21 protein-coding genes are annotated in these 21893 nt (G+C 55.2%); 15 read left to right on the forward strand and 6 right to left on the reverse strand.

Annotated elements, in window-relative coordinates; translation table 11 throughout:
- Nucleotides 1-12: 12 nt before the first annotated feature.
- On the reverse strand, nucleotides 13-1515 hold the full coding sequence (locus B142_RS0102355) for an AI-2E family transporter (protein ID WP_018119941.1): 1503 nt from the start codon (nucleotides 1513-1515) through the stop codon (nucleotides 13-15).
- Nucleotides 1516-1601: 86 nt separating this feature from the next.
- On the opposite strand from B142_RS0102355, the gene ychF reads away from it, so the two are divergent.
- Genes ychF through B142_RS0102370 form a run of 3 tightly spaced genes read left to right on the forward strand, consistent with a single transcriptional unit; the run spans nucleotide 1602 to nucleotide 4193 of the window.
- Nucleotides 1602-2687 (forward strand): redox-regulated ATPase YchF, encoded by a 1086-nt coding sequence (gene ychF, locus B142_RS0102360; protein ID WP_026167767.1) that lies wholly within the window; start codon nucleotides 1602-1604, stop codon nucleotides 2685-2687.
- Nucleotides 2688-2692: 5 nt separating this feature from the next.
- Nucleotides 2693-3385: a queuosine precursor transporter gene (locus B142_RS0102365; protein WP_018119943.1), complete on the forward strand. Its 693-nt coding sequence runs from the start codon at nucleotides 2693-2695 to the stop codon at nucleotides 3383-3385.
- A gap of 43 nt (nucleotides 3386-3428) precedes the next feature.
- Nucleotides 3429-4193, forward strand: a complete 765-nt coding sequence (locus B142_RS0102370) for a PIG-L deacetylase family protein (RefSeq protein WP_018119944.1) — start codon at nucleotides 3429-3431, stop codon at nucleotides 4191-4193.
- On the opposite strand, the gene B142_RS0102375 is transcribed toward B142_RS0102370, so the two are convergent.
- On the reverse strand, nucleotides 4174-4920 hold the full coding sequence (locus tag B142_RS0102375; protein ID WP_155860915.1) for a hypothetical protein: 747 nt from the start codon (nucleotides 4918-4920) through the stop codon (nucleotides 4174-4176). The two genes, B142_RS0102370 and B142_RS0102375, sit on opposite strands and share 20 nt — an antisense overlap.
- A 139-nt stretch (nucleotides 4921-5059) precedes the next feature.
- On the opposite strand from B142_RS0102375, the gene zupT reads away from it, so the two are divergent.
- Nucleotides 5060-5827 (forward strand): zinc transporter ZupT, encoded by a 768-nt coding sequence (zupT, locus tag B142_RS0102380; protein WP_018119946.1) that lies wholly within the window; start codon nucleotides 5060-5062, stop codon nucleotides 5825-5827.
- An 11-nt stretch (nucleotides 5828-5838) separates the two neighbouring features.
- Here zupT and B142_RS0102385 read toward each other — a convergent pair whose 3' ends face one another.
- Nucleotides 5839-6465: a ribonuclease FAU-1 family protein gene (locus B142_RS0102385; RefSeq protein WP_018119947.1), complete on the reverse strand. Its 627-nt coding sequence runs from the start codon at nucleotides 6463-6465 to the stop codon at nucleotides 5839-5841.
- A gap of 14 nt (nucleotides 6466-6479) precedes the next feature.
- Nucleotides 6480-7202: an Rv1157c family protein gene (locus B142_RS0102390; protein WP_018119948.1), complete on the reverse strand. Its 723-nt coding sequence runs from the start codon at nucleotides 7200-7202 to the stop codon at nucleotides 6480-6482.
- Between the two features lie 371 nt (nucleotides 7203-7573).
- Here B142_RS0102390 and typA point away from each other — a divergent pair, with 371 nt between their 5' ends.
- The 6 genes from typA (at nucleotide 7574) to B142_RS0102425 (ending at nucleotide 14954) form a co-directional block, all read left to right on the forward strand.
- A complete protein-coding gene (gene typA, locus B142_RS0102395; RefSeq protein WP_018119949.1) occupies nucleotides 7574-9478 on the forward strand; it encodes a translational GTPase TypA in 1905 nt (634 codons plus the stop codon).
- Between the two features lie 72 nt (nucleotides 9479-9550).
- A complete protein-coding gene (locus B142_RS11625; RefSeq protein WP_018119950.1) occupies nucleotides 9551-11485 on the forward strand; it encodes an ABC transporter substrate-binding protein in 1935 nt (644 codons plus the stop codon).
- Nucleotides 11486-11581: 96 nt separating this feature from the next.
- A complete protein-coding gene (locus B142_RS11630; RefSeq protein WP_018119951.1) occupies nucleotides 11582-12433 on the forward strand; it encodes a PIG-L family deacetylase in 852 nt (283 codons plus the stop codon).
- A gap of 397 nt (nucleotides 12434-12830) precedes the next feature.
- Nucleotides 12831-13163 (forward strand): ferredoxin, encoded by a 333-nt coding sequence (gene fdxA / locus B142_RS0102415; RefSeq protein WP_018119953.1) that lies wholly within the window; start codon nucleotides 12831-12833, stop codon nucleotides 13161-13163.
- Between the two features lie 80 nt (nucleotides 13164-13243).
- Nucleotides 13244-14338 carry a succinyldiaminopimelate transaminase gene (gene dapC, locus B142_RS0102420; protein WP_018119954.1) on the forward strand — a complete coding sequence of 365 codons (1095 nt, stop codon included), beginning with the start codon at nucleotides 13244-13246 and terminating at the stop codon, nucleotides 14336-14338.
- A 112-nt stretch (nucleotides 14339-14450) separates the two neighbouring features.
- Nucleotides 14451-14954 carry a GtrA family protein gene (locus B142_RS0102425; protein WP_049148251.1) on the forward strand — a complete coding sequence of 168 codons (504 nt, stop codon included), beginning with the start codon at nucleotides 14451-14453 and terminating at the stop codon, nucleotides 14952-14954.
- Between the two features lie 21 nt (nucleotides 14955-14975).
- On the opposite strand, the gene dapD is transcribed toward B142_RS0102425, so the two are convergent.
- Both dapD and B142_RS0102435 read right to left on the reverse strand, forming a co-directional pair.
- Nucleotides 14976-15947 carry a 2,3,4,5-tetrahydropyridine-2,6-dicarboxylate N-succinyltransferase gene (gene dapD / locus B142_RS0102430; protein ID WP_018119956.1) on the reverse strand — a complete coding sequence of 324 codons (972 nt, stop codon included), beginning with the start codon at nucleotides 15945-15947 and terminating at the stop codon, nucleotides 14976-14978.
- Between the two features lie 151 nt (nucleotides 15948-16098).
- Nucleotides 16099-17505: an amino acid permease gene (locus B142_RS0102435; RefSeq protein ID WP_018119957.1), complete on the reverse strand. Its 1407-nt coding sequence runs from the start codon at nucleotides 17503-17505 to the stop codon at nucleotides 16099-16101.
- A 283-nt stretch (nucleotides 17506-17788) separates the two neighbouring features.
- Between B142_RS0102435 and dapE the strand changes: the two genes are divergently transcribed.
- The 5 genes from dapE (at nucleotide 17789) to B142_RS13935 (ending at nucleotide 21884) form a co-directional block, all read left to right on the forward strand.
- The gene (gene dapE / locus B142_RS0102445) at nucleotides 17789-18925 is read left to right on the forward strand and encodes a succinyl-diaminopimelate desuccinylase (protein WP_026167769.1); all 1137 of its coding nucleotides are present in this window, start codon (nucleotides 17789-17791) and stop codon (nucleotides 18923-18925) included.
- A gap of 122 nt (nucleotides 18926-19047) precedes the next feature.
- Nucleotides 19048-19782 (forward strand): LOG family protein, encoded by a 735-nt coding sequence (locus tag B142_RS0102450; protein WP_026167770.1) that lies wholly within the window; start codon nucleotides 19048-19050, stop codon nucleotides 19780-19782.
- Entirely contained in the window at nucleotides 19775-20599 is an 825-nt protein-coding gene (gene folP, locus B142_RS0102455) for a dihydropteroate synthase (RefSeq protein ID WP_018119961.1), read from the forward strand. Before B142_RS0102450 ends, folP begins: the two co-directional genes overlap by 8 nt.
- Before the next feature lie 53 nt (nucleotides 20600-20652).
- Entirely contained in the window at nucleotides 20653-21426 is a 774-nt protein-coding gene (locus tag B142_RS0102460) for a glucosyl-3-phosphoglycerate synthase (RefSeq protein ID WP_049168439.1), read from the forward strand.
- 2 nt (nucleotides 21427-21428) lie between these two features.
- Nucleotides 21429-21884, forward strand: a complete 456-nt coding sequence (locus tag B142_RS13935; protein WP_018119963.1) for a DivIVA domain-containing protein — start codon at nucleotides 21429-21431, stop codon at nucleotides 21882-21884.
- Nucleotides 21885-21893: the final 9 nt, after the last annotated feature.

Below are 21893 nucleotides of genomic sequence, written 5' to 3' on the forward strand. Positions count from 1 at the left end.
TCTTCGTGTTGCTTAGGTTTTCTCGCTGCTGTCGCGGTCGGTTGGTCTGGATTGCGACAGCTTCGACCACCAACGTTCCAAACGTTCGGTGGCAAGACGGTGGTCGTGGCGTTCTGGATTGTTGTTTTGTGGACGTGCATCCAAATCGATGCGTTTTTCTAAGTGATCCTCGAGATCGTCGTCAAGATGGATTGTGGCTTCTTTAGTGTATTTGGCGGCATCCTCGTGGGCGTGGGCCTGCGAGCTGCCATCTTGGCGCCAAGTACGACGCAGGCTGCGGCCATTATCTTCGGTAAATTTTGCAGCGAGCTCACCGGCGATGGTGACAGAAGTGATATCGCGGGCGCGGCGTTCTCCAGAATCCAATGTCAGCAGATCCTGAATATAGCGGTAGCAGACCGCGACCATCGCGGCGACAGGTACGGCCAAGAACGCACCGATGAGACCAAACAAGGCGGCGCCGGTGATCACAGAGATCAAAACGACGACTGGGTGCAGGTTCATCGCGCGTGCCTGGAACCACGGCGATAGGATATTGCTTTCGATTTGTTGGACAGCAACGACGACGATCAACACAATAATCGCCTCGGTGAAACCGAGACTCACCAGCGCGATCAGCGTCGACAAGGCGCCTGCGGTGATAGCACCGGCGAAGGGGATGAATCCCGCCATGAAGGTGATGATCGCAAGAGCTAAAGCCAGTGGCACGCCGATGATGACTAAGCCGAGGCCGATGAACACCGCGTCGATCAGCGATACTAACGCTTGTGCGCGGATGAATCCGCCGAGGGTGAGCCATGCGCGGGTGAACAGCTCGGTCAAGTGCCAGCCGGTACGACGTCCGGTGGCGCGGCGTAGCCAAGGCAAAAATTTATGTCCGTCTTTGAGGAAGAAAAACGTCAAAACTAAGACCACGAAAATAGTGATAACCACCGATGTTGCGGTCTCTATACCAGCGAATACGCCGCCGACAATGGTGTCGGCCTGTTCCTGTAACCAGGTGAATATTTCTTCAATGACGTTGGACAGGTCTTCACTATTGAGATGCAGCGGCGGACCTTGTAGCCAGACCTGCACGCGTTGGATGCCTTCAACCGTTTGTAAGTAAAGTCCCTGGGATTGACGCACAAAATCCGGCGCAATATAAAAAATGGTGCCGCTGACCAGACCGACGAATCCACCCAACGTCACTAATGCCGCGAGTGCACTGGGAAAACCCGCTTTGCGTAAGCGGCTCGAGATAGGGGCCAAAACCGTGCAGATGATCAGCGCAAAGGTGATCGGAAGTACGCCTGCCCAGAAACGACCGAGGATGCGGCCCAAAAAGTAGACAAAAGCACCCAAAATAATAAGGCGCAGCGCCCAGGTGGCGGCCTGCTTGATGACGTGGCCGAGCACCACTGAACGATCGACTTGATCGCCGGGTGGGTGCGGTGTGATTTCCGACCACTCGATATCCTGCGGAGCAGACTCCGCTTCTACGGAATCGCTTGCTCGGTTTGGCTTCGTACTCACGTCTATTATCATGCCTTATTCACAGCAGTGAGGCGAGAAAGCCCAAAGGTCGAAGCTTGTGCAGCTAATAAGTTAGGATGAGCGCTGTGAGTCTTACTTTAGGAATCGTCGGATTGCCCAACGTCGGCAAGTCCACTTTGTTTAATGCCCTGACCCGTAGCGAAATTTTGGCAGCGAACTATCCGTTCGCCACCATCGAGCCCAACGTTGGCCAGGTGGAATTGCCGGATCCGCGATTGCGTCGTTTAGCAGAAATCTTTTCCTCAGAACGTATTCTGCCAGCCATCGTGTCTTTCGTTGATATTGCTGGCATTGTGAAAGGTGCCTCGGAAGGCGAAGGCATGGGCAATGCTTTCTTGTCGAATATCCGCGAGGCTGATGCGATCTGCCAGGTGGTTCGCGCCTTTGCTGACGATAACGTGATTCACGTGGATGGCAAGGTGGATCCCACCAGCGATATTTCGATCATCAACACTGAGCTGATTCTCGCGGACCTGCAGACACTGGAAAAAGCGCTGCCACGGCTGGAAAAGGACGCGAAAAAGAATAAAGATTTAGGCGAGGTTGTCGAAGCAGCGAAAGCAGCTCGCGCAATTCTGGAAGATGATCGCACCCTGTATGCAGCGGCCAAAAACGGTGAAATTGAACTAGCTCCACTGCGTGAGCTGCACCTGATGACCACCAAGCCGTTTTTGTACGTCTTTAACTCCGATGAGGGAGTACTGACCGACGAGGCGAAGCGCGCGGAATTGGCGGAACTGGTTGCACCAGCAGACTGTGTGTTCTTGGACGCGAAAACCGAAACCGAGCTGTTGGAGCTGGAAGAAGACGAAGCCGCTGAGCTTTTGGAATCTGTCGGACAAAATGAACCAGGACTGAATACGCTGGCTCGTGCCGGCTTCGAAACCTTGGGATTGCAGACCTACCTGACGGCAGGGCCGAAAGAAGCCCGTGCCTGGACCATCAAAAAAGGCGCTACCGCACCACAGGCAGCTGGCGTGATCCACTCCGATTTCGAAAAAACTTTCATTAAAGGCGAGATCGTGTCGTTTTCTGACTTGGATGAAGCTGGCTCGATGGTTGCTGCCCGCAACGCAGGTAAGGTGCGTTTGGAAGGCAAGGACTACATTATGCAGGACGGCGACGTGTGTGACTGGAAGACCGGCGCGTAACCGCAATGGCTACTAATTCCGCAGAACCGCTGATTGATCAAGCAGATAAGAAGTCCACAGCGAGGTATATCCCAGTCCGTGCTGGGTTATACCCGATTTTCGTAGCGGCTTTTGTTGTGGTGTTCGTAATTTCGAATATCACGGCCAGTAAAGGCGTCACCATCGGCCCGTTGGTGACTGATGGTGCGTTTTTCTTGTTCCCGATCGCCTATGTCATTGGTGACGTGTTGGCAGAATGCTATGGCTTTAAAGCCACTCGCGTTGCGATCTGGACAGGTTTTACCTCCGCACTGGGCGCGGTCATCGCGTTTTATATTGCTATTTGGTTACCCGCGGCGGATTTTTACGAAAACCAAGAAGCGTTTTCTACGGTGCTGGGGCTGGTGCCACAGATCGTCGCAGCGTCGTTGGCTGGATATGCCGTTGGCCAGTTGCTGAATGCCTGGGTGTTGACGAAGATGAAAAATCGTGACGCCTCGGCACCGTTGTGGCAGCGGCTGATGGGCTCTACCGTGGTTGGCGAATTCGGCGACACCCTCGTGTTTTGCCTGATCGCTGCTACCGCGATCGGCATTAGTACGCTGCCTGATCTCATCAATTACGTCGTTGTGGGGTTCGTGTGGAAGACCGCGATGGAAGCGATCTTATTGCCCGTGACCTACAGCGTGGTTGGTTGGGTGAAAAAGCGCGAACTGTAGTAGCTGAGGTCGGTGCCAGCAATCGGGCGGCATAATGGGGTGCATGAGCACAAAACGCAATCACAATCATTCGCATACCCGCCAACACGGCGGCAACAGTGGCACCGCACTTGCACCGCTGGAGCTCACTGACATCACAAAGGTGCTGGTGGTCGTTGCACACCCGGATGATCCGGAATACGGTCTCTCGGCGGCATCGCATGCTTGGATCCAGCAAGAAGGCATCGAGGTCGGTTATTTGCTACTGACTTCTGGCGAGGCAGGTATTGCTTCGATGGCCCCAGAAGAGTGCGGCCCATTGCGTGCCGATGAACAGCGGCATGCGTGCCAGGCAGTGGGGGTGGATTCGTTGGAGATTTTAGACTTCCCGGATGGCCACTTGGTTTATAACCTCGAACTACGACAGGCCATCGCACGCAAGATTCGCCAGTTCCAACCTGATGCCATCGTGACGCTGCCCATGGGGATGGAATTGCCGGGTGGGCTAAACCAAGCTGATCACCGAGTAGTAGGGCTTGCTGCCCTGGACGCCACGCGAGATGCTGCAAACCCGTGGGTATTTCGGGATATGGACGAACCAGCGTGGTCAGCTCAGCAATTCTGGATCGTCAGCGATATAGACTCCGACCACATTTATTACGTCAGTGATGACGACGAACAGGCAGCGATTTCCTCGCTGGCCTGCCACGAACGCTACCTAGCTGAGCTGGAAGATCACCCGGCGGCGAATGATTTCATTCCCACGGTATTGCGTGGAAAGGACCGTAGTGGTCCGCCGCACGTGAAGTTTAAAGTTTATCGTCTGTAGGTGCTTCATGAAGCGGAGTTTCCGGAAGCACCGGTTGGTGAATAACGCGGTTACCGTGCGGTAACGGTTGAACGATCGCCGCGGCCGGGTAAATATCTAATGGCTGTGCTAAAGCCGGTATTTCCACGAAGCGTGGCGTACCGGTAGGTAGTGCCACCACCATCTGCCCGTCTGCACAATATGTCCGTACGTTGATTGGGGACTCAACTGGCTCTGGCAGCGCAAGCGTGCCTAATTTATTGCCATCGAGAAACACGCTGGTCCCTGCAACAACCGCATACATATGCGAGGTGCCGTAATTACGCATGTCATATCCCGACTGCACCGGGAAATACCGTGATCCCACAACGACTGGGCCTTCGGGGTTGTTCACCGCTACGATCCACGGAGCGATGGGTGCGAGGATTTCGACCCGGATCCGGCCGGTGCTGAGACTGATTCGTGCAGTCGCCGAAATTTTCACCGTGCGTAGCGGCCGCAGGGCGTCGACGTCGGCAAGCAGGGCAATAACGCCCGTGGCTGCATGGACGCGCCAAGCTCCGTGGAAGGTCATAGTGACGGGAAGTTCTATTTCGACTGGCTGCCCGCCAGTTTCACGTGCATGTCGGCCTTGCGGCTGGTCTACCTGCACCATGGGCAGGCTGAGTACGGCTGCACTGAATGCGCGCTCGGCCACGATCGGGTCGCTGATGTGGACGGCGCTAGCTGGCAGCGGAAAATTCTGCACTTGAATCACCCTGACTGTCGCGCAATGTGCACGGCACGTTTAACATGCTTGGTAATAGATCTTCGCCAATGACGATCTGCAATACCACTCTGCAATACAACACCGCTTAGTTTAATCAGTCACCGACTTTCGGGAAACGATGTACGACACTTCCACGATCTTATTCGCGTTCGCACTCACACTTGCCGCCGGGCTTTCCACCGGAATCGGCGGCGCGATTGCAATTGCCAAAAGACGCCCCGGTCCAGCGTTTATGGCCGCCTCATTAGGGTTATCTGCTGGTGTCATGCTCTACGTGTCGTTCGTCGAAATCTTACCGAAGGCCATGGAATCTATTGGTGGTTGGGCGGTCGCGGGATTTTTTGCCGGAATTCTCATGATTCTCATCATCGATCGGTTGGTTCCCGAAGACGTGAACCCGCATGAGCCGTTACAGCTGCAAAATGACCCGAGAGCTCGATTTCTTAAGACCGGGGTGTTTACTGCCGCAGCGATTGCCATTCATAACTTCCCGGAAGGCTTGGCGACGTTCATCGCTGGCCTGGAAGAGCCTGGTATCGCTGTCGGTGTGGCGGTAGCGATTGCTATTCACAACATCCCGGAAGGCATTGCGGTTGCGATCCCGTTGCGCGAAGCACTGGGTTCTAGGTGGAAAGCGTGGGCGGCAGCAACCTTGTCGGGCTTAGCAGAACCACTCGGTGCCGTCGTGGGGTTTGCTCTATTAATGCCGATCATGGGGCCTGCGGCGTTGGGAGTTGTGTTCTCCGCGGTCGCCGGCGTGATGGTGTTTATCAGTTTGGATAAACTCTTGCCGACGGCCGAGGTGACCGGGCGACACCATGCCGCCGTATACGGGCTGATAGCGGGCATGGCGATCATGGCGGTGTCACTGTTGCTCGGTGCCTAGCTGCTGGGAGCCTAGTTTTGTAGTGGTGGGGTGAGCTCAATAGTTGCCGGATCCGCCCAGGAAATGGGGATGTTCAAAGAATCCAGCCAGGCGAGGACATTATCATCGTGGCGAGTAATGCCTTCTACCGCGCGTAGCGTGGCCTCGATGGCGTGTTCGGCATCCTCGGCACTGATGAGGCCTTCGGCGGTGGCCTCTGCGAGTTCGTCAATATCGAGTACGTCGACTTGCTTCCCAGTTAATGAGACGATGTCAACGTATAAATCCCGGGTGTGCCAAGCACGCGTTGTTTCGGCGGATAGTGATCGCGGGATGGTGGAGGTAACTGCGTCTAGGTTGCTGATATCGGCTTTTTTGATATCGGCATTGTTGATATCGACCCTGCTAATATCAACAATGTCAATGTAATAGTCTTGCGGCCTTTCATAACCTGGGCGGTAGTGAAAAATGCTCACACGCAGGGAAAGATCTGGCAGTAGCCACGACTCCAAATAACCGAATTGTGGATGATCAGCGCCCCGGGCCATGTACAAACCGAATCGTGTTTCACGGTAAGTATCGACCACGCGGTGGAAGCCTTTCGGGTCGATATTGATGCCGCATTCGGTGGCGAAAGTTTCTTGTTTAACTGGGTGCATGATCTCAACGAAGTTTAACTGGTGATGATGGCTGCGGTGGGGAAATAGTTGCACTTACTGTGTTCTGTGTGCACGCTGCCTTCCAGCAGGGCCACGATGGTTCCGCGACCAGTATCGGCGACGCCAGAAATGGTGGCTGGGCCTTCGGGATTGATGCCGTGATTGCCCAAGGCGGCAGTACCGTATTTGCCATTGCTCAGGTTGAACCAATGCGCCCGCATATCTTGGCTGTGGGCAGCTGGGGCGGTTCCTAGTGCAGTGAACAGGAAGGCGGTTTCGTGGGCGCGCGCGCCCGGAGCTGGAATCTCCGCTGGCCCCGGTACTGCTATTGCTGTGCCGACGCTGTTGTGTGTGCCGTTGATGCATGAGCCTGCCACCGTTGGCCAGCCAAACTGTGTGAAATTCGGGCCTTGTTGTGGCAGGTCTGGCCCACCAGTTTCACCGGCGCCGATGGCGAAATCGAGTGCCTGCAAGATTGCATCCCGTGCTTGGGGTGGTATCCACGGTTGGTGGGCGAAATCACGGATTTGTGTGGCTGTTTTCGGAGTGGGACGCCCCAAATGGTCAACCGGAGAGTAGCGCTCGAAAAAGTCATTGAGCTGGTGCTCAATTGTGGGCGTCGACGGCAGGCTGGAAGGCATCGGCGCTGCCTGAGCCTGCAGGGTCGATGCTGCGATGAGGGCGCAGCCAGCGGTAATGCTAGCCATAATGGTGCGTGGGCGAATGGCTGCGGCCATGTGATCCTCCGTGTACCGGGTTTGGGGATAAAGTCTGCCTGCGGTCAGTGCCTGAGTGTAACGGCTGTGCAGGTATTTCTTTGCCTCTGGTGATGCTTACTTGGTATTTACTATTGTCACTCTAATAACAAACGCAACATCTGTCACAATTTTTATAAGGTTAGTGGCCCACAGTACTTAACGCAATGGTTAATTCCCGGGGTGTTTGCTGGGCTGTTTGTCAGGTTGTTTGCCGTATTGGGGATTGTGCTGTTTTCGATTTACGGGGTTGGGGTTGGAGCTCGCGGGGGATGGGGCGATCAAGAAGATGCATGTCGGCTGCAAGGCGAGTATCGTTGAAGCGTTAAAACCCACAATCTTTCAGGAGTACTGTGAACACTGAGTTCCGCAACGTCGCAATCGTCGCACACGTCGACCATGGCAAAACCACGCTCGTCAACGGAATGCTCGAACAATCCGGTGCGTTCGGTGAACATGGCGAAGTCAATGATCGCGTCATGGACTCGAATGACCAGGAAAAAGAGCGTGGCATTACGATCCTCGCGAAAAACACTGCGGTCCGTCGTAAGGGGCTGGGTAAAGACGGCGCCGACCTTATTATTAACGTCATCGACACCCCGGGCCACGCTGACTTCGGTGGTGAGGTCGAGCGCGGAATCTCGATGGTTGACGGCGTAGTGCTGCTTGTCGACGCCGCCGAAGGTCCACTGCCACAAACTCGATTCGTTCTCACCAAGGCTTTGGAAGCAAAGCTGCCGGTGATCATCGCCGTCAACAAAACGGACCGTCCAGATGCCCGCATCGACGACGTCGTGCAAGAATCCCAAGACCTACTCTTGGAAATCGCAGCTGGCCTCGAAGACGAAGAAGCTGCCGCGGCAGCCGAAGAACTGCTGGATCTGCCTGTCCTGTACGCCTCTGGCCGCGAAGGCAAAGCCTCGACGGAGAACCCGGGCGATGGCAATGTGCCAGATTCTGAGGATCTGCAGCCATTGTTCGATGTTATCTACGACGTTTTGCCGGAACCATCCGCCACCGTTGATGCTCCACTGCAAGCGCACGTCACTAACTTGGACTCCTCGGACTTTTTGGGACGTCTCGCGCTACTGCGTGTATACGCCGGTAAGATCACCAAAGGCCAGCAGGTTGCGTGGATTCATTACGACGAAGACGGCAATGAAAAGACCACTACTGTCAAGGTCGCAGAGTTGCTGCGTACCGTAGGTTTCGACCGCCAGCCGGCGCAAGAAGCAATCGCTGGTGATATCGTCGCTATCTCTGGTATCCCGGAAATTATGATCGGCGATACCGTCGCTGATCCAGAATCTCCGAAGGCACTGCCACGCATCGCTGTCGATGAGCCAGCAATTTCTATGACCATCGGCGTGAATACCTCGCCATTGGCTGGCCGCGGCGGTGGCGACAAGATGACCGCCCGCTTGCTGAAAAACCGCCTGGACCAAGAACTGATCGGTAACGTTTCGCTGCGCGTGCTGCCCACCGAAAAGCCAGATGCTTGGGAGGTGCAGGGACGCGGCGAAATGGCGTTGTCTGTCTTGATTGAATCCATGCGCAGGGAAGGCTTCGAACTGACCGTCGGCAAGCCGGAAGTTGTCACGCAAACCATTGATGGTCAGGTGCACGAGCCTTACGAGATCATCACTATTGATGTCCCGAGCGAATTCCAGGGTGCTGTGACCCAGCTGTTGGCTGGTCGAAAAGGCCAGATGCAATCCATGGACATCAAAGAAGGCGACTGGGTCCGCATGATCTTCCGCATTCCGGCCCGTGGTTTGATTGGTTTCCGCACGCAATTTATGACAGAAACCCGCGGTACCGGTATCGCGAACTCCATGTCCGATGGCATGGACGTGTGGGCCGGACAGATCAAGTCTCGCGCCACCGGTTCGCTCGTTGCGGACCGTTCCGGCAAGATCACCCAGTTTGCGCTGATGTCGCTGGCTGACCGCGGCAACTTCTTTGTGGAACCAGGCGCAGAAGCCTACGAAGGCATGGTTGTTGGTGCCAATAACCGTGATGAAGACATGGATATCAACATCACGAAGGAAAAGAAGCTGACCAATATGCGTGCAGCTTCTGCGGATACCACCGTCACCCTGGCAAAAGCCAAGACTCTGTCGCTGGAAGAAGCACTGGAATTCTGTGGCAACGACGAATGCGTCGAAGTTGCGCCAGAGGTACTGCGCGTGCGCAAGGTAGAGCTTAACGCTGCTGAGCGTCGTCGCGCTGCATCTCGTGCGAAAAACCAGAAATAGGCAGACAGCCACGCAAGCCAGATAGCCCAGAACTCTTGGCACTTAAGTGAGCTAAGAAGAATACTTACAGCCATGATGCGCAGACACGAAACAGCCGCATTGCCTGCGGAAGACACAGATGCTGGTTCGGGAAAGACCCGGCGTCGTCGAATGTTTCCTGGTGCCATCGTGGCTGTTGCTGGTTTGTTGACCGCATGTGTGGCTAATCCTGGCCCACCACCAATTGAGACCGGGCAAGAGGCTGAATCCAGCGCTGCTGATGTTGCTCGCGGAGACAACCCATCGGCGTCAGAAGCCGGAGCAGGGCAGTCTCGTCCAGGTGAATCCGACGCGGAAGAGCGCGAGCATCGCCGAAATCCAGCGGAAAAGTCCCAGGTTGGTGTCGGCATCGACCCGATCCATTTTGGTTTGAACCCGCACCTGAAAGCTAACCAACAAGCCGTCGTCGACGATATCGCCGCGCTTGTGTTGCCGTCGGCGTTTGTCAACGGTGAAATCACGGAGCTGTTAGATTCCGCAGAAGAAGTTCCAGTGCGTGAACACCACACCAGAAGCGACGAGCACCAGGCCGAATCTGAGTCGTCGGGAGGCACATCCACGCAACAGGTGGATCCGGCGGACCAGCCCGTCGTCCAGAAGGTACGCTATGAAATCTCACCCCAGGCACAGTGGTCCGATGGCACCCCAATCACGGGTGAAGACTTTATTTATTTGTGGCAGCAGATGACGTCCACGCCGGGGGTGGTCGGTGCTGCTGGCTATTTCGCGATTTCGAACATCACGACTACCGCCGGTGGCAAAATTGTCGATGTGGAGTTCTCGCAACGTGTCAATGACTGGCGCGAATTATTCCACTATTTATTACCTGCGCATTTGATGAATGCGCCGTTTTCGGCAGCTCGGGAAATCCCTGCTAGCGCAGGCCGTTATCACATTGACGGCGTTGATTGGGCTCGCGGAAAGGTAACCTTGCACCGCAATGATCGTTTCTGGGGTGCTGATCCTGCTCGGATCGACGTGCTGGAATTGACCGAGATTCGCAATCCAGCGCAAGGACTTAATCTCATGCGTTCCGGGCAGATTGCATTCGCTGATCTCACGCCCGGAGAAACGACATTTTTATCGTATAGTGCTCTACCAGGTACCCAGGTGTTCCGTTTGAATACTTCGCGACAGCTGCAGGTGGAGCTACTGAGCCAATCCCCAATTTTCCGGGACCACGACATGCGTGCAGAGTTTGCGCGTGCGCTCGATATTTCTTCGCTCGCGGTGCAGGCGACTGGTCGGCGTACTGACCTTCGGGTTCCTGGACACTCGGACGATGCCGCCAAGACGGTTGGTAGCGATGGGGGCGCAGTAGGCGATGGCACGATGGGGCCCGGGGAAGTGGCTGAGCAGCACGTAAGCCTTTTGCGGCAACAGACGAGCAACCGGCGCCCGCTTCGGATTGCAGCAGATCCGGCCGATACCGTGGCCAATGCCGCCGCGAGCGTTCTCGTGGATCGGATGGTAGCAGCCGGTGTAGCCGCGGAAGTGGTGGCCGATGATTTTGTCTCAATCAGCGAAGAATTGGCACCAGATGGTGCTGTCGATGCGGTAATTAGCTGGAACGATACAAGCACGACGTCATTGAACATTGCCGATGAGTTGCTCTGTCGTGCACCAGCGACCAACACTGCATATGCTGATTGGTTACCGCAGTGTGCACCCGAGGTTGAAAACGCGTGGGCAGACGTGCTTAGTGGGGCAGTAGATAATGATCGAGCGAGCCAATTGGTTTCGACGTTGGAATCGGATCATATCCTGCACATCCCGGTGCTCGATGAGCGACGAATTCGGATTCTCGGCAGCGGTATGGTGGGGCCGGAACCAGAATTAGGCGACTGGCCTGCCGGGTTAAAATTGGCCCCATATTGGGATTTGGCAGGTCCAGCAGATCCAACGGGTTCCGCTGATAAGCGGGCTGCAGCTCCACTGACCGCGGAACCGGATATCCCAGAACCTTAACTAATAACCGCATGCTGCTGATACGTTGAACTGATTTATAAACCCATGACACCCCGTGCATCGGCATGAGACAGAAATGTAGCTGGAGGTAGAGCAATGAAGGTGTTGGCGGTACACGCGCACCCGGATGATGAAGCAATATGGACAGGCGGCGCCTTGGCACGTTTCGCTCGGCAAGGTGCTCAGGTCACCGTTTTGACGTGTACGAATGGTGAAGAAGGCGAGATTATTGGGCGAGCGGAAATCGTGGAGGATTTAGCCGAGTTTCGTCTGCATGAATTATCCGACGCCCTCGATATCTTGCGAGTACGTGGCCAAAGAATAAATCTTCGTGATTCGGGTATGGCAGGGTCGGAGTCTGCTAAACATCCACGGGCATTGGTCAATAACGTCGATAGTGCAGCCACTGCCGTCGAGAAGTTCTTGCGGGCAGAACAACCCGATCTGGTAATTACCTACGGTCCTGACGGAGGATATGGGCATCCGGATCACATTGCTGCGCATGATGCCACACATGAGGCGTTATCCCGGGTGCATGCCGACGGCATCGACCCCGAAGTCTGGTGGACAGTTTTGTACCGCGACGGGGTTGTGGAAGGCCAGAAACGATTCGCTTTGCCAGCAGGCTGGCAGTGGCCCAGCCAGGAATATTTATTCAATGGCACTGACGAGATTACCGATGTGGGTTTGGAACTATCTGAGGCGGAAGTTACAGCAAAACGCGAGGCCATGGCTGCCCACGCCACGCAAGTGTGGCTTGCCGACGGCCGGGCCTCGGAAGTTAATCCAGAGACCGTGACGACCACCCACGATGACGCGCTCGCTGGGGTTTATGCCCTGTCAAACTTGTATGCCTACCCGATAACTCGCACCGAGCATTATCAGCTACCGTTTGGTCCTGGGCCGATTGCGCGTGCACAGGAGCAGCATCGGTGGGTAAACGAGTAATACGCACCGAATTCAGTCGCGGAGAGGTTGTCGGAGCCCTCGTCTGGCTGAGCATTTTCGCTGCAGTCGGTGCAGTTTTTTGTCTGCAGTATTTGCCCGCTACCATCGAACTCAAGGTTACGAGCCTGCCGTGGACTATCCCATTAGCCTTCGGCTGGTGCCTGGTTTTGGTGAAAACCGCCACGTTGTGGTCGTCGAACTACCTTGTTCAGCTACTTCCCACGGTAATCTGGATGGGTGTGGTTTGGCTGATGTTGCCCACGTCAGCTGCGGTTGCGTACGTGGTGGGTTTGGTGTGTGCCGTCCTGGCAGGAGCAGCTTGGCCGGTCATTGCTTACCACAAACACCAAAGAAGAAGCCGTCGTACCGAAACAGCACAAAGTATTCAGGAGAACCCATGACCTATATCATTGCCCAGCCGTGCGTCGACGTGATGGACCGCGGCTGTGTGGAAGAATGCCCGGTTGACTGCATCTATGAAGGCAAGCGCATGTTGTATATCCACCCGGATGAATGCGTCGACTGCGGTGCTTGTGAGCCAGCTTGCCCGGTAGAAGCAATTTTCTATGAAGACGATACCCCGGATGAGTGGGAAGAATACTACGATGCAAACGTTGGCTTCTTTGATGACCTTGGATCTCCGGGCGGAGCTGCGGGCTTAGGACCACAAGATTTCGACCATCCGATGATTACAAAACTGCCTCCGCAAAATCAGGACGTCGAGATTTAAATCTCCGGTGGCATCCAGGGGCGACGCCAGCTCGCCTGGGATAAAATCGGCTGTACACGACCGATTAAGGATAAGAAACGATGATGCGCACACCTTCGCTCCCAGATTTTCCGTGGGATAGCTTGGCCGAGGCCAAGAAAACGGCAGAATCCCATGCCGACGGGATCGTGAACCTGTCTGTAGGTACACCGGTTGATCCGGTCGCTCCAGGCATTCAATTGGCATTGGCAGAATCTGGTGCAGCACCCGGGTACCCGCAAACAGCAGGCACCGAAAAACTCCGCGCATCCATTTCTGCTGCCTTGCAGCGGCGTTATAATATGCAGGCCGAATCCGTGCTGCCTGTCGTTGGTACGAAGGAAGCGATTGCCTGGTTGCCCACTTTGCTGGGAGCGAAGTCCGTTGTCATTCCAGAATTGGCATACCCAACGTATGAGGTTTCTGCGCGGTTGGCGGGTGCGAATGTGTTGCGCGCAGATTCGCTTACCCAAATTGGTCCAGCAAAACCAGATTTGTTGTATATCAACAGCCCGTCGAATCCGACAGGCAAAGTCTTGGGCATCGAGCACTTACGCAAAGTAGTGGGCTGGGCGCAGTCGCGTGGTGTCATCGTCGCCTCGGACGAGTGTTATCTGGGATTAGGTTGGCAAGGCGAAGACGAAGATCAACCCCTGTCTATTCTGGACCCACGGGTGTGTGATGGCGATACCACTAACTTGCTTGCTATCCACTCGCTGTCGAAAACGTCAAACCTGGCGTCGTACCGGGCTGGTTACCTGGCCGGCGACCCGGAAATCATTTCGGCGCTGCTGCAGGCACGCAAGCATGCAGGTCTCATTGTGCCTGGGCCCATTCAAGAGGCAATGGTGGCCGCTCTGGATAACGATGCTCACGAACTGGAGCAGAAACAGCGTTACGCGCGCCGTCGCGCACAACTATTAGGTGCGCTGCTGGACGCTGGTTTCCGGATTGATAATTCTGAGGCCGGATTGTATTTATGGGCGACCCGCGATGAACCATGCCGTGACACCGTTGATTGGTTTGCTCGACGCGGTATTCTTGTCGCGCCCGGAGAATTCTACGGCCCGAAGGGTAAAAACCATGTGCGCGTTTCGTTGACTGAAACCGATGAACGCATTGATGCAGCCGTAGCCCGGTTGCGCGCAGAGCAGTAGCTTTTTGCTGCTGTTTGTTTCTTGTTCGGTCGTCGAAAGGGACTGTGTGGTCGAATCTTCACCCAAGACGGTGCAGGCGCTTGCGCACTTCCGCCAATTTATCCAATTTGGGATGGTGGGCGGTTCTGGGGTCATCGTCAATCTCACCGTGGTGTATCTCTGCAAAAAATTTGCTGAGGCGGCCTTCGCGCTCAATGAACGCGAAATTTTTCTGCCCTTGTTAAACACGGATTTTAATATTCGTTGGTACAACGTGTTCACCATAGTGGCGTTTGTCGTTGCGAATATTTGGAACTACCAACTTAACCGTTCCTGGACATTCAGAGGTGTTTCCTCCGTCGGGTGGCTCCGTGGATTAGTACCATTTATGGTCACAGGGCTTGGCGCACTGGTTGTTTCGCAAATTGTTTTGGTATTGCTGATGAACCCCGAATCGCCCATGGCATTGCCAGAGCACATCTTTGATGATTCTACTGGGTTGCGTACAAAGTTTTATTGGGCGAGCGCCATGTCAATCCTGGTTTCGATGCCAGTGAATTTTGTGATCAATAAAGTCTGGACGTTTCGGAAAAGCCCAAAGGGGAGCCGAGTGGTCCTCGACTCCCCAGCAACTTAGCGTTGTACAACTAGTTTGTCACTAGTTGTTGTGCAAATCTTCGTTGAGTTGTACAGCAGAGGCTTTCCATTCCGTAGCCTCGACCGAGCCAGATACCGAATTCCGGCGGAATAGGATTCCGCTGGCGCCACTGAGTGTGCTGGCTTTGACCGTGGAACCATTCGAGACCCCGATGGCTTCTGCCACGGAACCGAAGACGGTTAATTTGGTACCGCCGGTGATGTAGAGTCCGGCTTCTACTACGCAGTCATCGCCCAGGGAGACGCCGATTCCAGCGTTAGCTCCCAGCAGGCAGCGTTTGCCCACGGAAATGACTTCTTTGCCGCCGCCCGACAAGGTGCCCATGATCGAAGCGCCGCCGCCGACATCCGAACCGTCATCGACGACCACGCCGGCCGAAATACGGCCTTCGACCATGCCGGAGCCCAAGGTTCCGGCATTAAAGTTGACGAAGCCTTCGTGCATCACGGTGGTGCCTTCTGCGAGATAGGCGCCTAGGCGTACGCGGTCTGCGTCGCCGATGCGCACACCTGATGGGACGACATAGTCCACCATTCGTGGGAATTTGTCGACGGAGTAGACGATTACTGGCCCGCGGCTGGCCAATCGGCCCCGCACCATTTGGAAATCATCCACTGCGCATGGTCCGTAGTTCGTCCAGACGACGTTGGCCAATAGGCCGAACAGGCCCTCGAGGTTTTGTTCATGTGGCTTGACCAGGCGGTGGGACAGAAGGTGGAGACGCAGATACGCATCGTAGGTGTCTTGTGGTGCCTGATCTAAGTCTGCGATCTCTGTGCGTACGGCGATCCGAGCGACTCCGCGCTCTTCGTCTGGGCCAACGAGATCAGCAAATTGCTGTGGAACCTCATCCAGTTTGTTTGTTGCGCTGGTGGAGACGGATTCTCCAAGTTTTGGCGCTGGATACCAGACGTCGAGAACCGTGCCATCGTGGGTAACAGTGGCAAGTCCGCGTGCCGATGCTGAAGTCATAGAAAAGCTGCAACCTATTCTTTATCGGGGACTGTCATCACGAGCCACACTTGTGAGTGAAGTTATAGTTGTGACTCGCCTTTGCTGACACGAGCATACCCGAAAAAGATACGCTAGTTTAGCGCCCTCGACGCTTATTTCTGGGCCACGATTATTGCTTGACGACGTTGGACAAACCTTTACGTTTGCGGTTTTGCCCGACGAATACTGCCGCAACCAGCAAAATGGCAACGAGTACAGCGACTGCTACCAACTGGCCGCGAGCTCCGGCGTCGGTGAGCATCAAGATGATGATTCCAGCCAGCGCTGCCAGTGAGATGTATCCATCCCAGGGGTAGAAGCCGGCTTTGAACTCATCGAGTTCGCCATTGCGTTTCATCACTGGGTGCAGCTTCAGGTACGACAAAATTGTGAGGATCCAAATGACCAGCAAGCATCCGCCAACGGCGTTGAACAGGAATGCTAACAGTCCTGGAGGATTCCACCATTGCAGTGCAACCGAACCGAAGGCAAAAATCACGGACAAAATAACTGCATTCTGCGGCGATGAGGCCTTGTTGGTATGGGAAAACACTGCCGGGGCGTTGCCATCTCGGCTCATATTGAACACCAGACGTGAGGTGGCATAAATCTGCGCATTAAACGCTGACAACAGCGCAATGACGATGATCAATTCCATGAATCCGGCTGCGCCGGGGATATTAGCCAGTGAGAGGATCTGGGTGAATGGTGACTCTGCAGCAACGTCTGCATCCTGGATGGAATCAAACGGCAGCAGCAGCGTGATCACCAGCACTGAGCCGATGTAGAAGAACAGAATTCGGAAAATAATCGCATTGACCGCAGTTTTCACGTTTTTCGCTGGGTCTTCCGACTCAGCAGCCGCGATGGTCACCAATTCGATACCACCGAATGCGAAGGCTACTGCCAATAAGCCAGCAGCGATTCCGGAAAGCCCATTCGGGGCGAAGTTCTCGACAAATTCACCGGGGTTTGCGCCGTCTGCACCCGGCCATAGACCGAAGATCATCAACAAGCCGATGCCGATGAATCCCACAATGACCACGATTTTGATGATGGCGAACCAGAATTCGAATTCGCCAAAGCCGCGGACATTAGCGAAGTTGACCAAAGCAAAAAATACGACGGTGATCAATGCCGGAATGACTGGAGCTATACCGAACCAACTGCCGATGATGGCGGAGGCACCAGTGATTTCTGCGCCCATGACCATGACGAGCATGAACCAGTAGATCCAACCGTTGGTGAATCGTGCCCAGTTGCCGAAGGCCATGCCAGAAAACGTCGAAAAGGAGCCGAGGGAGGGGCGAGCGGCGGCCATTTCACCCAACATGCGCATGATGAGGGTGACCAAGATTCCGGCCACGATATAAGACAATAAAACTGAAGTACCCGAGATTTGGATGCCTAGGCCGACTCCCAGGAATAATCCCGCACCCACGGCAGAGCCGAGTCCCATCATGGTCAGGTGTCGGGTTTTCATCAGGTTCCCACCCTGTTTTTGTGCCGGAGATGACCCGGCTTGCGGTTGCGTCATGATTAGCGCCTTTCTCGTCCTCGCAGAATATAAACACCCTAGCCCAGAACGTTTGCTGGATCACGTCTTGGGGTGTAATAAATGCACGTTACGGTTTGCAGGCTGGCACCACGTGGTTGGCAATACCGCAATCTATGAACACCATCCTGAAGCCCTCGCGAATATTGGAAAAATCGCGGTAGGCTAGGTGACTGTGAATACACCAGAAGCCCGAGACACTCAACCACGCACGGAACAAGCAGAATCTGCCCAGCCTTCTGGCAAACAATCCCCTCAATCCGCTCTGCGCTTGGATTTTCACTCTGATCCAGTAGCGCTGACCGCGGCGTTAGTGGATATTGCGTCGCCATCCCATCATGAAGACACCATTGCCGATGCCATCGAGATGGCATTAATAGATGTACAGAAGCAAGCGGCTGTAGATATCGAGGTGCAGCGCTATAACAACACAGTGTGTGCAAAGACTAATGCGGGGTTCGATACCCGCGTGGTACTCGCAGGCCATGTGGATACGGTTCCGATTGCCGATAACGTTCCGCATTCTATTGCTCACGATGCTGCGGGGCAGTTAGTAATGCATGGGTGCGGCACGACAGATATGAAGTCTGGTTTGGCCGTGTACCTGCATGTTTTTGCGCAGCTAGTGCATCACGGAAATCTGTCGTGTGATCTGACGATGATTGCCTACGAGGGCGAAGAGGTCGCTACTCAATACAACGGTTTGTACCATCTGCAGCGTGATCACCCGGAATGGCTATCCGGCGATTTCGCCCTGCTAGGAGAGCCGTCCGGCGGAATCATTGAGGCCGGTTGCCAGGGGACTTTGCGGCTGAAAATCGGGGCGCGCGGGCACCGAGCGCATTCGGCGCGGTCATGGTTAGGTTCCAATGCAGCGCATATTTTGGCCCCGGTCATGGTGAAGGTTGCAGACTATCAAGCACGCGAGGTGGTCATTGATGGTTGCACGTATCGCGAAGGTCTGAATATCGTGCACCTGGAGGCAGGCGTGGCAACCAACACGATTCCCGATGATGCCTGGATGTTTGTGAATTTCCGCTTCGCGCCCGATCGCAGCGAGGACGAGGCATTAGCGCACGCGCTCGAGGTATTGGGATTGGATGATCTTGCCGACGACTCGCCCCTGTATGTGGAGGTTGATGACAGCGCTGGCGCTGCACTGCCAGGACTCGGAGCGCCCGTGGCTCAGCGTCTGGTTGAAGCAGTGGGCGGTAATTTCCGTGCGAAACTGGGCTGGACGGATGTGTCCCGGTTCAGTGCGATGGGCGTACCGGCGGTGAACTTTGGTTGCGGCGATCCAGGTTTTGCACACAAACCCGATGAACAATGCCCGACGGCGCAGATTACCCAGGTCGCGGATCAACTTATTGACTACCTGAAGAAAGAAGAAATACCTTCCTAGTTATGGCTTCTCACATGGCTGCAGATCCTTCCCACACTGGTGCCACAGGCGGCTCGTCGGCGTCGGCACGTAGTACGAACGCAGAACCCACTGCGGACCGTTCGCCGCGGCGTGATGCTAGCATGCGTGGTCCCGTGATCACGCGTAATGAGACCCAGTCTCAATCGACCTATGACCAGCGGTTACTGGAGCGATCCGCTGATCACGACTGGATGCACGCGGACCCGTGGCGCATTTTGCGTATCCAAGGCGAATTTGTTGCTGGTTTCGACGCTCTCGCCAAGCTCCCGAAAGCCGTCACTGTGTTCGGCTCAGCTCGGATCCCGCGGGGCCACCAATACTATGACTGGGGTGAACAGATCGCGGCGCGACTCGTGGAACGCGATTATGCCGTGATCACCGGTGGCGGTCCAGGACTAATGGAAGCAGCTAATAAAGGCGCATTCGAGTCGGACGGGCGATCCGTCGGGCTTGGCATCGAACTGCCCTTTGAGCAGAGGCTCAATGACTATATTGGGCTGGGAATTCACTTTCGCTACTTTTTTGCTCGCAAGACGATGTTTTTGAAGTATTCGCAAGGCTTCGTCTGCTTACCAGGTGGGTTGGGGACCCTCGATGAACTCTTTGAAGTGCTGTGCATGGTGCAAACCAAAAAAGTCACGAGTTTCCCCATAGTGTTGGTTGGTAAGAAATTCTGGTCGGGATTGGTGGATTGGTTGCAACAGCGCTTGTTAGCCGAAGGCATGATTGATCACGCTGATATGGATCTGTTTATTCTTACCGACGATGTCGAGGAAGCCGTTGAGCACATCGTTTCCGTGCACACGCGCATTGCAGAGGCAGATGTGCATGACTGAGATCATGGCGATTATTAATCGCACCCCGGATTCGTTTTATGACAAAGGAGCGACCTTTGCTGAAGATTCCGCGCTGGCACGAGCAGATCAGGCCATTGCCGACGGTGCGAGCATCATTGACGTCGGCGGAGTGAAAGCAGGCCCCGGCGAAGAAGTCACGGCTGCAGAAGAAATAGATCGCGTTATCCCGACGATTTCTGCTGTACACGAACGTCATCCAGAAATCACGATTTCTGTTGATACTTGGCGGGCCGATGTTGCCGACGCCGCTATTAGAGCCGGCGCTGGATTGATCAACGATACGTGGGCAGGCTATGAACCCGAATTAATCGAGGTTGCTGGGGCACACCAAGTGGGATATGTCTGCTCGCACACGGGGGTTAATACACCCCGTACCCGGCCACACCGGGTTCACTATGACGATGTGGTTGCCGATGTCATTAAGCAGACCACAGCCCTGGCCGAACGTGCAGTATCGTGTGGGGTCCCAGAGCACAAAGTTTTTATCGATCCCACTCATGATTTCGGAAAAAATACCTTCCATGGCCTGGAATTGCTGCGGCGCTGCGATGAGCTCGTTGCTACCGGCTGGCCAGTGCTGATGGCATTGTCGAATAAAGATTTCATTGGCGAGACCCTGCAACGTGCCCCGCGTGAACGAGTAGTGGGAACGCTGGCAGCCACGGCCTGGGCGGCGGCCCGTGGAGTAGCCGCATTCCGCGTACACGAAGTGGCAGAGACTTTAGACGTCATCAAAATGACTGCTGCAATCAGCGGCGACCGAGCACCCGATAACACCATCCGTGGGCTGTTATGAGACCACGGCAAGGCTCAGACGCTCACGATCGCGTCTTTCGCGGGATCGACTTTATGCGTCACGTGAGTGTCGTCATCCCGGCGCTGAACGAAGAAAACACTGTTGCCTCGGTGGTTTCCGCCATCCAGGACGAAGCACCAGGTGAAATCATCGTCATCGACGCGGATTCCACCGACGACACCGCAACGCGTGCTAGGAGCGCGGGGGCACGCGTGGTCAACTGGCAGGACGCCGCGCCGGGGCGTGGGGTTGTGCCTTTGCCGGGAAAAGGAGAATCGCTTTGGCGCGGGGTAGCTGAGGCACGACACGACTTTGTGGTGTTCGTCGATGCGGATCTGGTCGATCCACCTGCCGGATTAGTGCGTTCGTTGGCGCAGCCGTTAGCCAACGATGCCAGGTTGCAACTCGTAAAACCCATCTATCGCCGCGGCTTCCACGGCGCGAGCGACGGTGGAGGCCGCGTTACAGAATTAACCGCGAAGCCGCTGCTGCGGCTATTTTTTCCTGAATTAGCGCAAATAGCACAACCGCTGGGAGGAGAATATGCGATTCGCCGTTCAGCAGCGCTGCAGTTGCCGTTCGTCGGCGGTTTCGGTGTGGAGGCTGGATTGCTCATTGATACCGCAGAAAAATTCGGGGTTCCAGCGGTTACCCAGGTAGAACTTGGTACCCGCCATCACCGAAACAAACCATTAGCCGAACTTGCACCGATGGCAGATATTGTCGCGACTACGATTAGCCAGCGCGCCGGCCTGGTGCCAGATTCTGTGCGAAAAGACTGCGCATTTGTAGAACGTGCGCCGTTACACGATTATGGGGTGCAATAACAGTGACGATCTTTTTGTCATGGATTTTTCTGCTCATTATTACCGCGATCATCGTGATATGTGGGGTCGTGGCGTGGGCCAAACTTTTCGGAACCGATGGTGCCGATGATGCAGCCGCCCGAGTCAGCGGTGCGAGCAACAGCGATGCGTATGCAGATTACGCACACGCGGAAAATTGCAGTGCGATTGGGCTAGCGAATCGGCAGGCAGTGGCTGCGGGAGACCTTGACGCCGTGGAATTTTCGGTGGTTCCACGCGGATATCGTGCTGATCAAGTCGATGCTGTTTTAGCCGAATGCCAGCGTGAGCTCACGAGATTACGCAGCGAACTGGAACATTTTCAGCAGAACGACGCCGATGCCGGAGGGCCCGCAGATACGGCTGCTGACAAGACTGCCGATACGCAACAGCAGACAGCTGAACAACCAGAAGAAACACGCGGGATAAACGAAGGATAATCTAGCACC

The sequence above is a fragment of the Corynebacterium propinquum DSM 44285 genome (assembly GCF_000375525.1).
Taxonomy (GTDB): Bacteria; Actinomycetota; Actinomycetes; order Mycobacteriales; family Mycobacteriaceae; genus Corynebacterium; species Corynebacterium propinquum.